We start from the raw sequence: 11,576 nt of genomic DNA, 5'->3' as shown, positions 1-11,576 counted from the left end.
CGGATACCTGTATGTCCCCACTCGGGACCCCTCTTCTCCCTGGACCACCCATGATCCAGCCTCCGAGATGTCCACGATCAGGGGGGAGGCCCCGAGAGACATGCGGTGGACACCGGCCTCAGCGGCGAGGGCGACGACGGTGAGACTGCCATTGGAGGCGGGGGCCTGACCGGAGAGGAGCCGGTCCATGGCCTCGCGGATGCGGGTCCGTTCGTCTTGGTGCTGCTGATTCATGCCAGGGTCCCAGCGGCGTGGGCGGCAGCATCGCAGGCGCTTGCCGATGGGCTCTGGCGTGTGGGCGGCCAGCTTGTCGATCTTCGTCGGCTCGCTCGCGCAGGAGGCGAGCGTGGGTGTCGGTGCGGACGGTGTTGCCGCAGCCGGGGCGGCAGTCGTACTGCCTCGGGGCGGTTGCTCCGTGTTGGTCGATCTGCAGACCCGCGTGCAGCAGGAGCCAGCCGCGCTTATCTAGGGTTGCCAAGTAGCTGCCCAGGTCAGGGGGTCGGCGTGAATGTGGGACGTGAGTCACGTTGCCCCGAAGCCAGTCTGGTAGGTCGGCTGTAGGGCCGGGCGGGCCAATCACGTAACTGACGCGGTACCGACTTGTCCAGACGCGGTTGAACGTGTCTGTCGCGCGAAAAATATCTGCGCCTCGGCCTGACACTGAGGTACGGTCCGCCGGTGATCGATGAAGATGGGTACTTCGGAGAACGCGTAGCAGAGCGGTATGACCATTCCACGGGTACCGAGTTCCAGCAGGACGTCATCGAGCAGACCGCGGACCTGTTGGCAGAACTCGCCAGCGGCGGACCGGCCCTGGAGCTGGGGATCGGCACAGGGCGCATCGCACTACCGCTCGCGCACCGGGGCGTTCCGGTCCACGGCATCGACATGTCTCGAGCGATGGTGTCCCGGATGCGCACCAAGCCCGGGGGCGAGGGAATCGGTGTGTCGATCGGCGACTTCGCCACCACGACGGTGGACACGAAGGAGGATGGGCCCTTCTCCCTCGCCTACCTGGTGTTCAACACCATCATGAATCTGACCACGCAGGAAGCCCAGGTCGCCTGCTTCCGCAACGTCGCCGAGCACCTCGCGCCCGGAGGCTGCTTCGTCATCGAGACCATGGTCCCGGAACTTCGCAAGATCCCGCTCGGGCAGAACATCGTGCCATTCCACACCAGCCCGACCGGGTGGGCCTACACCGTCTACGACACTGTCACCCAGGACGCGACCTGCCACTACATCACGATCGGGGAAGACGGCCGCGGGGAGGCGCGCACGACCCCCTTCCGCTATGTCTGGCCCGCCGAGCTGGACCTCATGGCCCAGCTCGCCGGCCTGCGCCTGCGTGACCGCTGGGACGGTTGGACGCGCATACCTTTCACCGAGAACAGCCGTCAGCACGTCTCGGTCTGGGAGAAGCCGATCAGCTGACGCCGCACGGTTCCGAGCACCTCTGAGCGCCAATCCGGCCTGGTCGTCGCGGTGGCTCCGCGCGGCTGCCGACTGCGAGCCTGCGCGCTCAACCATGGCATCGACGGTCGAGAGCGCTTTCCCTTGCTTGTCCCTAGCCTGAACGTGATCACTACGGGCTGCGCGCCTCATGCTACTGGCCACGCGCAGACGCCCACCCGCCACCGGAAAGACGCCCCACCCGCCTCGGAAATTCGGTTTCTCAAGCAGATGATGCTGCAGGCGAGTTGGAGTAGGTCGAGGTGGAGGTCGGCGCGTATCTCGTAGCGGATCCGCAGGCGTTTGAACTGGTGGAGCCAGGCGAAGGTGCGCTCGACAACCCAGCGGGTCTTGCCTAGTCCGGAGCCGTGGGCTGTGCCCTTGCGTGCGATCCTCGGCGTGATGCCGCGGGCCCGGAGGAGGCGGCGGTACTTGTCGTAGTCGTAGCCGCGGTCGGTGTACAGCCGGCCCGGCCGGTGACGCGGACGACCCCGGACACCGCGAATGCGGGGTATCGCGTCCAGCAGCGGCATCAGTTGGGTGACGTCATGACGGTTTCCGCCGGTCAGTGAGATCGCCAGCGGTGTTCCGTGCCGGTCGGTGATCAGGTGGTGCTTGCTGCCCGGACGCGCGCGGTCGACCGGCGAAGGTCCGGTGTGAGCCCCCCTTTGAGAGCCCTGACATGCGAGCCGTCCACTGCCGCGTCATCCATGTCCAGACCGGCCGCCCGCAACTCCGCCAGAAGGACCTCGTGCAGACGAGGCCAGACACCGGCCTCGGTCCAGTCCCTCAACCGCCGCCAAGCGGTCACCCCGCTGCAGCCGATCCTCTCCGCAGGGACATCCGCCCAGCTCACGCCCTTGCACAGCACGTAAACGATCCCACGCAGGGCAGCTCGGTCGTCCACCGGCAACCGACCCGGATACCGTCGGCGCCGCGGTGGGCGGGAAGGAAGCAGCGGGGCTACCCGCTCCCACAGGTCATCAGGCACAAGATCATCCGGCACCTGCAGAACTCTGCCGCCCTCACGCCCAACTGCCTAGCCCCTCAAGCACACTCATTCTGAAATGATCAGTTACTCGGCAACGACCGTCCGCGGAAGCCACCGCCGCAGCTTGACGCTTATCCGCGTGGGATGTCTTGTCAGCGGCGACCGCGCCCAGCCGTGTGCGGGCCGGGCGACCGGCCCGCGGACGCGGATCTTTTTCAGCACGGGCACCGCGCCCCGCCCGGCGGAAGTCAGCCAGGTTTTCATGTCCCCAGACCGCCGGAAGGGGCCGATCTCTCAGCAGTTCGCGAGCCGTAGAGCTCAGCGGTTTGTGGCGTGGACCACGGACAAGGGCGGTCGGCGTGAGCAGGCCGCGACCTGGTCCTGCACTCCGAACGGCAGCGCCCGTCTGACGGGTGCGTCGTCCATCTCACGCGACCGGGTCGCCCTGATGCGCGTGACCGCAGCGCGGAACCACCCTGCCGGAGACGCGGCCCTGATTGTGTTGCATATCGTCGCCCGTCTGGTGAACCAGACGGCGGTGCGCGGGGTGCACCGCACCGGAACCACCCACTGCAGGAGGTGACATGGGAACCGTGACGATCCGACAGACTGCGATCGCGTGGCGCCAACCACTGTCGTGGTCGCGGGAGGCGTCGGCATGAGCCGGCGGTCCGCAGCGACTCACGGTCATCACACCCCACCTCGTCACCCTCGTCTGCTTCGGCACCTGCTTCGAAAACGGCTGCCGCATCGAGCGGCCCGAAGCGGCCTGAAACTCAACTCATCCACAGGTATTGACAATGACTCGCCGCAGAGAAGGGACCAACCGAGTGGCGAGATCGCCCCGTTGACGCCTTCTCGCGCTGCGTGCTTGCATCCCGCCATGCCGCCGCTGGAATCTCTGACGCGCCGCCGCGCTGTGGACCTCGGCCGCCCTCCCGGCGCGCCGCCCAGTGCGCCGGCTCGGACCGTCCTCTCCCATGTCTGTCTGCTGTCTCAACGACGAGGAGATCTCATGCCTTCACCCGCCTCCGCCGCCCATCACGACGAATCCGCGTACGACCGCCGCAGGCTGAGCCAGTGGCTCTCCGGGGACGCCAGGGCGGACGGGGTCAGCCGCCGCCGGCTGCTGACCCTGCTCGCCGCGACCGCCGCAGGGGCCGCGATCCCCCCGCCGTACCTCGCCCACGCCGCCGATCCCACGATTGTCAAGCCGCTGCCGCCCGAGTGGTTCATCCGGCGCGGCACCAACGCCGAGACCCGCTGGGAGGCGCTGCGCGGAACCGGCCGCCACACCCCCAACGAACTGTTCTTCGTGCGCAACCACACCGCCACACCTGTCCTGGACGCCGCCGACTGGCGGCTGAAGCTGTGGGGCAGCGGGCTGCGTGGCGCGCCCCGTGAGGACAGGCCGGTGGAGTTCGGGTACGACGATCTGCGCGCCCTGCCCGCCGTGACCCGTACAGCGTTCGTCGAGTGCGCCGGAAACGGCCGCAGCTACTTCACTACGCAGCAGGGCGAAACGGTCACCGGCACCCCGTGGACGCTGGGGGCGATCGGCGTCGCGCGCTGGCGCGGGGTGCGCCTGTCCGATGTCCTGCGCAAGGCCGGGCTGTCCTCGTACGCCGTGGATGTGCAGCCGCGCGGTCTGGACGCCGAGTTCTTCAGCGACGGTGAGAACCTCGGGCGGGTACGCCGTCCGCTGTCGCTGGCCAAGGCGCTGGACGATGTGCTGCTGGCGTACGAGATGAACGGCGAGCCGCTTCCGTACGACCACGGGTATCCGGTGCGGGTGCTGGTGCCGGGGTGGGTGGGGATCTCGTCGATCAAGTGGGTCGGCGATATCGAGGTGTCCACGCAGCCGCTCTACTCGCCCTGGAACACCATCTTCTACCGTCTGTTCGGCTCCGCATACCCGGAGGAGGGCAGCGCGCCGCTGACCCGGCAGGTGGTCAGGAGCGCCTTCGAGCTTGGGAGCGGGGCGAGGTTCACAGTGGGGGAGGGGCAGGTGCTGCACGGCCGATCTTGGTCGGGCGCGGGGGCCATCGCGCGGGTCGATGTCAGCACCGACGGCGGGGTGAGCTGGCGGCCCGTCCGCCTCCACGACCGGCCCCGTGCCGGCACCTGGACCCGCTGGTCCCTGCCCTGGAAGCCCGACACAGTCGGCGACACTCACCTCCTGGCCCGCGCCACCGACACGGCCGGCCACACCCAGCCGGACACCGCCGTGGCCAACACGCAGGGCTTTCTGTTCGACGCAGTGGTGCGTCACCCGGTGACCGTGATCTGACCACTGTCACCGCTGGCAGTTCACTCCCGGCCGGGCGTAGGCCTGCGGCCGATACGCGGCCGGCTAAGGGCTGTCCCGGAAGGACCTTCTTCTCGCTCGACATGTCGAGGGTGTTCCCGGCGACGGTGAACCGGCTCAGCCGGTCGACGCTCACCCCGGTCGGCGAGTGGAACAGGTGCACCCGTCGAGTTCCGCCGCCACCTGGAGACCACCACCTGCCAGAAGGCACGGAATGCACCGGCACCGTCACGGTGTCGTGGGGTCATCGCCTGGCAAGGGCTCGGATTCTGCGTAGTGATCTACCTGGCCGGGCTTTAGGGAATCCCGCAGGAGTTGCACGAGGCGGCGGCAATCGACGGCTGCGGACCACTGATGCGGTTCCGCCATGTGACCTGGCCGAAGCCGGCCGGTCCGACGACGCCGACCCGTTGCGGCGCCAGCGCGAGACCCGGCTGTGCAGCGTGCCGGGGTGCACACCGAGCTCCTCGGCGACCTCCGGGACCAGCTTTCCCGTCTCGATCAGGATGCGTACAGACCCCTCACGGGACTCGGCGTCGTACTTCTATTGCTTGGACCCCATGAATCCCAACTTTCCCTGCAATCAAGGACTCCACGCTACGATGGGGAGGGACAGCTCATGCTTCATTGCCATCTGTGCAGGACTCCTGACCACCCGGATTCAAGATCCAAGTGTCTCCGGAGTCCAAATTCCGGGGTCAAGGCCCGTGGCGAGACCATGATGTGTGTTCCTCCTGTGAGGTGGTGGCGCTCGCCCTGTCAGGTTCCCCGGCAACCCCGACTCTCCTTGGCTCGACGGCCGCAGATCGAGATCTGCGGCCGTCATGTCAGGTGTGGGACGGCACCTGTGGCGCGCGAGCGCCCAGCAGTGCAAGGCAGTTCGTCCACAGCGCGCTGAGCTGGGTCGTGTTGTTGTAGAGCTTGGCGAACAACACCTGGCCCTCCAGCTGCGCGACCACGGATCGGGCGGCATCCCGGGTGTCGGTGACGGTGACCTGGCCGCGCTCGAGGGCTTCGGTGATGACCGAGTCGACCATCTCGACCTGGGCTTCGAAGATCTCCTGCAGGCGCGTGCGGACGGCTTCGGTGTGGTTGCTCATCTCCAGGGTGAGATTTCCGAACATGCAGCCTGAAACGGTCCCGCAGCTCTGCTGTCCGGCCAGCTGGTCGGCTTCCGTCGCCTCGAACAGCTGCCGCAGCCGCTGCAGCGGCTCCGCGTCGTTCTTCAAGATGCGGGTCCAGTCACGCCGCTGGGTCGCCCACTGCTCGTCGATCACAGCCAGCGCGAGAGCCTCCTTGGAATCGAAGAAGTAGTAGAAACTGCCCTTGGGTACCTCGGCTGTCTTGCAGATCTCGGCCACGCCCAGAGCCGAGTAGCCGCGCACCTCCATGAGCGAGTGCGCAGCGTCGAGGATTTTCTCTCTGGCGTTACTTGTCCGTCCCATGTTGCCAGTATATGACCGCTCGACTACATTTTACTAGACTGGTCGGTTAGTGATGCGCTGTTCCGGCAGCCTCCGTCAAGGGTGTGTCGACCGTGGTCGTCGAACTGGCCGCCGTCCTCCTCGAAGGGGCCGAGTCTGTCGAGGCCGACCGGCGTCGGGCGGCCGAGGTCGCCCGGGCCGAGGGGCTGGCCGTCGCCGGCCATCCGGTCAGGCTGTGACGCCCAGTGGGCGAACTGTGCAGCATCGGTCTCTGGCGCGCCGTCGGTGAGGCCGAGTTCTACGAGAAGGTGTTCGGCGTGCTGCGCCTGTGGCCGTGGATGACTGCGGCGATCACCCCCGTCCGGCCCCACCCGATCGACCCGGGCAGAGCCGGCGGCGCCACCTGACCCGCCCTGGTCGTGATAGTGCCCCCTGCGGCCTTCACTCGCATTGCCCTCTTTGATATTTCCCGACCGGTCGTCTAGCTTATAAGTGACCGGTCACCTAATTCCGGTCCTGGTTTGTGACACCCCCTTAGGAAGGTCATCTCATGAGTAACCCGGGTCAGAAGGTTGCGGTCATCACTGGCGCATCGCAGGGCATCGGCGCCAGCTTGGTCGGCGCCTACCGCCAGCTGGGCTATGCCGTCGTCGCTACGTCGCGCAGCATTCCCGAGTCGCGGGACCCGGAGGTTGTCGCTGTCCAGGGCGATATCGCCGACCGTGCCACTGCGGAGCGTGTCATCGCCGCGGGTGTCGAGCGGTTCGGTCGCATCGACACGCTGGTCAACAACGCCGGGATCTTCGTCGCCAAGCCTTTCACCGAATACACCGAGGGCGACTACGACGCTGTGCTCGGTGTGAACGTGGACGGCTTCTTCCGGATCACCCAGCTCGCGGTCGAGCGCATGCTTGAAGAGGGCGGCGGTCACATCGTGCAGATCACGAGCAGTCTGGGCGACCAGCCCGATTCCAACGTGACCTCGGTGCTCGCTTCGCTGACCAAGGGCGGCCTGCAGTCGGCGACCAAGGCCCTGGCCATCGAGTACGCCACCCGTGGCATCCGCAGCAACGCCGTCGCCCTGGGCACCATCAAGACCCCCATGCATCCCGAGGAGTACCACGAGACCCTCGCCGCCCTGCACCCGGTCGGCCGGATGGGCGAGGTGAGCGACATCGTCGACGCGGTGGTCTACCTCGAGAACGCCCCGTTCGTCACCGGCGTCATCCTCCCCGTCGACGGCGGCCAGACCGCCGGCCGCTGAGCCACAGATGCATCTGCCGCCCGCCCGACGATCCATACGGCAGCGCCCGTCCTGGAGCCTTCGCAGCACCGGTATGCCGGTGCTGCTTACGGTCCGGATCCGGCTGGCAGGGTCCGCGCCCGGGGCGCCACCTATGCTCTGGCCGCGCGGCCCCGTCACCAGCGGGCGGATACGGCCTGTCGCGCCGCCCGACGAAGCGCGCCCCGGCAAGCGATGGCCGGGGCGCGAGGCGTCCTGCTCTCCGGAGTCTCTGCTGGAAGCTCCGCAGTCTTCGGCCGGTTCGGCGCCGAAGACGACCCGATCGGCGTCCCTCCGCCTTCAGTCGGTGACCCGACGAGGCGGCCTACCCACCTCACAGGAAGAAGACACTCCATGGCTTCGCCGCTGACCGCTCTCGGAGTGGACGCTCCGATCCTGGCCGCCCCCATGGCCGGCGGGCCCAGCACTCCCGCACTGGTCACTGCGGCGGCGCGGGCGAATGGCCTGGGATTCCTCGCCGGCGGCTACAGGACGGCAGACGCGCTGGCCGAGCAGATCGCCAGGGTTCGCTCGGATGGCGTCTCCTTCGGAGTCGACCTCTTCGCGCCCAACCCGCTGCCGATCGATCCGGAAGCCTTCCGCCGCTACGCCCGCGCGATCGCCCCCGAGGCCCAGACCCACGACGTTGACGTCCAGGCCGTCGGCATCGTCGAGGACGACGACCACTGGTCGGAGAAGATCGACCTGCTGCTGTCCGACCCGGTACTGGTCGTCAGCTTCACCTTCGCGGTCCCCGACGTGGCCGTCATCGCCTCGCTGCGCGCCGCCGGAACCTTGGTCGTCCAGACCGTCACCTCGCCCGAGGAGGCCCGCCTGGCGGCAGAGGCCGGCGCCGACGTACTGGCCGTGCAGGCCTCGGCCGCCGGAGGGCACTCCGGCACGTTCACCCCGCAGCGCATCCCCGCCGCAATCCCGCTGCCCGACCTGCTGGCCCAGGTGCGCCAAGAGGTGTCGCTGCGGCGTTGTCAGGTTGAGTGAGTACTTGGGGATGCGCGCGGTTTCGGGACGGGTCTGGCCGTGATGGTGACAGTGGGATGCTCTTATGGATGTCAAGCGGCTTGTGTGCCATCGTGCTGCGGGTTGTCGGACATGGACGCTGAGATCTGGGGTGGCCGTACGTGGATTGGCTCGATGGGACGGACTTCGGTTACTACGCGCTATGTCCGGCGCCGTATCTGAAGGCTTGGAACGGCACCGAGGCGGACGTGGTGTCCCCCGCACATGTCGGGAAAGTCGTGCTGCCGGACCATGGGGAAGTGCTCACGCTGGGAGGGCAGGGACTTCCGGTGGCCTATCTGGATGGGACAATGACCTTTGTCCGATGGGTCTCCTGTGATGACGATGCCGGGCTGGAAGACGCGGTGGAACAGGCCATGAGCTCGGATGGGTGGCAAGACGTTTTCGAGATCGCATTGGGCGGCCACTACGTTCTTCTGGATTCCGGAGTGCGTGGTGCCGAAGTCGGTGAGGACGATGCGATCCAGGTGAATGTTCCCCATGGGCGCTACCGAGTGCAGTCACTGCTGATCTATCCCTCCATGGGAGAGTTCTTTCTGGAGAGGCTGATTGCGATCTGAACGCATCCCCTTCAACGCAGGCGATGGGCAGCATCATGCTGTGGTCGTGAGTCGCTCGGCGGTGTTGCATGTGGTGCTGGGTGTGAGAAGGGCTTGGTAGATCTCGCGGGCGACGAACCGCTTGAGGCAGCGGATGATCTCTTTGAAGCTCCCCCCTTGACCTGGACAGCCTGATACTGGGACGGAAGGTCCCGGAGGAAGCAGTCACAGGTAGTGAGCAAGAAGAGCAACATGAGCAAGCGGTACACGGCCGAGTTCAAACGCGACGCCGTCGCGCTGGCGCTGTCGTCGGACAAGACGGTCACCGAGGTCGCCCGGGACCTGGGGGTGAGCCCGGAGGGTCTGCGTGGCTGGGTGAAGCAGGCCAAGCTCGACCGGGGCGAGGGGCCTGCCGGGACTCTGACCAGCGCCGAGCGGGAAGAACTCGCCCAGCTGCGGCGTAAGGTCCGCGAGCTGGAGAAGACGGTCGACATCCTGGGAAAAGGTGTGCCACGAACGTGGGAGGCCGCAATGGGTAGTTGAGCGGCTGAACGCGATGCTGTGCGAGCGATGAAGGTAGGCCCTTCGGAGCCGCCCTGCGGGGGGAGGCTTCAAACCGCCACATGCTGCGGAAGCGGTGACGCGACCGTGGTGAGCGATGTGGAAAAGGCGTCCAAGAGGCGTCAGGTGGGGATCAGGAAGACGGAGCGCAAATCCCTGCAAGGGGGACGCTGTTGACGCGTCGTTAAGGATTGAAGTGGCATCAAAACCGGGGGTTACTTTTTGCCCCGGGATGAGTCTGGCGGATACCCGATCTACTGGCCAGGTGGTGCCCGGCGTGGAGGCGACGTGATCCTGGTCTGCTGCGCTCGTAGGGAACGTGGGAAGACACGAACTGATGCTGCGGTAGCCCGTTTTGGATGACGCCGCATAAGGGAGGACCTCAAGCGGAAAGCCCGCAAGAGGCAGAGTACCGATGCAGATCGTGTTGGCGGACCGGCTCGTAGTAGTAATGAAGTCCTTGCTCGGCGCGGTGAGGGTGGAGCGAAGGGGCCGGATTGTCTGTGGTTCGTTTGTTTGGTCAACCGGATTCACTCCGGGAGGAGCTACGTGAGCGAGCTGAAGTCGTCAGGAAAGTCGTTTGAGATTTCGAAGGGAGAGGTCTGGGATGCCTACCTGAAGGTGAAGGAGAATCAGGGTGCTGCAGGAGTGGATGGTTGCACGATCGAAGAGTTCGAGAAAGACTTGCAGGGCAATCTCTACAAGATCTGGAACCGAATGTCTTCGGGTAGCTACTTTCCGCCTCCTGTGAAAGGTGTGGAGATTCCCAAGCCACATGGCGACGGAGTCCGTCTCCTCGGCGTGCCGACCGTGTCGGACAGGATCGCCCAAACGGTGGTGGCCGCTCACATGGAGAAGCGGGTGGAGCCTGTGTTCCACCCTGACTCCTACGGCTACCGGCCCGGAAGGTCGGCCCTCGATGCGGTGGCGACATGCCGGCGGCGATGCTGGAAGAAGAAATGGGCGGTCGAGCTCGACATCGCCAAGTTCTTCGACAGCGTCCGTTGGGACCTGATCGTCAAGGCTGTGGAGTCGCACACCGATGCCACATGGGTGATTCTCTACGTGGAGCGGTGGCTTGCCGCTCCCGTAATGATGCCCAACGGCACCTTGCAGCAGCGGGATCGAGGAACCCCACAGGGATCCTCGGTTTCACCCGTACTTGCCAACCTGTTCCTGCATTACGCGCTCGACATGTGGATCACCCGGACTTTTCCGGGCGTCCAGTTCGAGCGCTACGCGGATGACGCAGTGATTCACTGCTCATCCGAACGTCAGGCCCGAGAGGTCCTGACGCAGTTGGGGACAAGGATGGAAGAAGTAGGGCTACAGCTGCATCCGGATAAGACGCAGATCGTGTACTGCGGAAAGACGAGGCCGCGCGACGAAGTTGCCACGTCCTTCGCTTTCCTTGGCTTCACCTTCCGCAACCGTCCGGCGGTCGACCGGAATGGGGAGGTATTCACGTCCTTCCTTCCGGCGGTCAGCAAGGATGCTCTGAAGAAGATGAGCATGGAAGGCCGCTCGTGGCGAATTCACATGCATGTCACCTACTCCTTTGGGGAGTTCGCGAAATGGCTGAACCCCATCATTCGGGGATGGATGCAGTACTACGGAACGTTCTATCAAACCGAACTGTATCCCCTCCTGCAGCGCATCAACTACTACCTGCTGCGCTGGGTCCGGAAGAAACACAAACGGCTGAAGACCTACAAGAAGGCCACGAGGAGGTGGGACCAGGTCGTAGCGGCCTACCCCTCATTCTTCGCGCACTGGAAATGGGTCAACGTCACCTGACGAAGAGGACGATAGGAGCCCGGTGACGGGAGACTGTCACGCCGGGATCTGTGGGAGCCCGGGGGTGCGATTCCCCCGGGCCACCCGACCGACCGCCTTCTTCGCGCAGGACAAGATGAGGTAGACACCGCCACGCGGTGCCGCTTCATCGACGCGGAGAAGACATCGGACGACAATCACGCAG

11 protein-coding genes and 2 pseudogenes are annotated in these 11,576 nt (G+C 65.9%); 10 read left to right on the top strand and 3 right to left on the bottom strand.

Annotated features, from left to right (window positions below):
* Positions 1–234: pseudogene (locus tag ACNPQM_RS42285) on the bottom strand (hypothetical protein); the annotation flags it as partial.
* A gap of 444 nt (positions 235–678) precedes the next feature.
* On the opposite strand from ACNPQM_RS42285, the gene ACNPQM_RS42280 reads away from it, so the two are divergent.
* Entirely contained in the window at positions 679–1,434 is a 756-nt protein-coding gene (locus tag ACNPQM_RS42280; protein ID WP_418088165.1) for a class I SAM-dependent DNA methyltransferase, read from the top strand.
* 167 nt (positions 1,435–1,601) lie between these two features.
* Here the strand turns inward: ACNPQM_RS42280 and ACNPQM_RS42275 are convergent.
* A protein-coding gene (locus tag ACNPQM_RS42275; protein WP_418088164.1) for an IS5 family transposase occupies positions 1,602–2,458 on the bottom strand; the annotation gives its coding sequence in 2 pieces (ribosomal slippage) (positions 1,602–2,122 and positions 2,122–2,458; 858 coding nt in all).
* 1,000 nt (positions 2,459–3,458) lie between these two features.
* Here ACNPQM_RS42275 and ACNPQM_RS42270 point away from each other — a divergent pair.
* Together ACNPQM_RS42270 and ACNPQM_RS42265 are read left to right on the top strand one after the other, a co-directional pair.
* Positions 3,459–4,733, top strand: coding sequence for a sulfite oxidase (locus ACNPQM_RS42270; protein WP_358862697.1), 1,275 nt, complete (start codon positions 3,459–3,461; stop codon positions 4,731–4,733).
* A 248-nt stretch (positions 4,734–4,981) separates the two neighbouring features.
* Positions 4,982–5,153, top strand: a pseudogene (locus ACNPQM_RS42265) (ABC transporter permease subunit); the annotation flags it as partial.
* Positions 5,154–5,578: 425 nt separating this feature from the next.
* Here the strand turns inward: ACNPQM_RS42265 and ACNPQM_RS42260 are convergent.
* Complete coding sequence (locus ACNPQM_RS42260; RefSeq protein ID WP_418088163.1) at positions 5,579–6,196, bottom strand: TetR/AcrR family transcriptional regulator; 618 nt, start codon at positions 6,194–6,196, stop codon at positions 5,579–5,581.
* A gap of 83 nt (positions 6,197–6,279) precedes the next feature.
* Here ACNPQM_RS42260 and ACNPQM_RS42255 point away from each other — a divergent pair, with 83 nt between their 5' ends.
* The 7 genes from ACNPQM_RS42255 to ltrA all read left to right on the top strand — a co-directional run bounded on the left by ACNPQM_RS42255 (position 6,280) and on the right by ltrA (position 11,392).
* Entirely contained in the window at positions 6,280–6,414 is a 135-nt protein-coding gene (locus ACNPQM_RS42255) for a hypothetical protein (RefSeq protein ID WP_418088162.1), read from the top strand.
* Positions 6,415–6,420: 6 nt separating this feature from the next.
* Complete coding sequence (locus ACNPQM_RS42250) at positions 6,421–6,582, top strand: hypothetical protein (RefSeq protein ID WP_418088161.1); 162 nt, start codon at positions 6,421–6,423, stop codon at positions 6,580–6,582.
* A 143-nt stretch (positions 6,583–6,725) separates the two neighbouring features.
* Positions 6,726–7,439, top strand: coding sequence for an SDR family NAD(P)-dependent oxidoreductase (locus ACNPQM_RS42245; RefSeq protein ID WP_418088160.1), 714 nt, complete (start codon positions 6,726–6,728; stop codon positions 7,437–7,439).
* Between the two features lie 372 nt (positions 7,440–7,811).
* Positions 7,812–8,456: a nitronate monooxygenase gene (locus ACNPQM_RS42240; RefSeq protein ID WP_418088159.1), complete on the top strand. Its 645-nt coding sequence runs from the start codon at positions 7,812–7,814 to the stop codon at positions 8,454–8,456.
* A gap of 140 nt (positions 8,457–8,596) precedes the next feature.
* Positions 8,597–9,055 (top strand): Imm21 family immunity protein, encoded by a 459-nt coding sequence (locus ACNPQM_RS42235; protein ID WP_418088158.1) that lies wholly within the window; start codon positions 8,597–8,599, stop codon positions 9,053–9,055.
* 231 nt (positions 9,056–9,286) lie between these two features.
* The gene (locus tag ACNPQM_RS42230) at positions 9,287–9,577 is read left to right on the top strand and encodes a transposase (RefSeq protein ID WP_418088157.1); all 291 of its coding nucleotides are present in this window, start codon (positions 9,287–9,289) and stop codon (positions 9,575–9,577) included.
* Positions 9,578–10,144: 567 nt separating this feature from the next.
* The gene (ltrA, locus tag ACNPQM_RS42225; RefSeq protein WP_418088156.1) at positions 10,145–11,392 is read left to right on the top strand and encodes a group II intron reverse transcriptase/maturase; all 1,248 of its coding nucleotides are present in this window, start codon (positions 10,145–10,147) and stop codon (positions 11,390–11,392) included.
* Positions 11,393–11,576: the final 184 nt, after the last annotated feature.

This window comes from Streptomyces sp. NPDC056231 (genome assembly GCF_048270745.1).
In the GTDB taxonomy this organism is placed as follows: Bacteria; Actinomycetota; Actinomycetes; order Streptomycetales; family Streptomycetaceae; genus Streptomyces.
The sequence above is the reverse complement of the archived record's forward strand: the minus strand, read 5'-3'. Positions and strand labels throughout refer to the sequence as shown.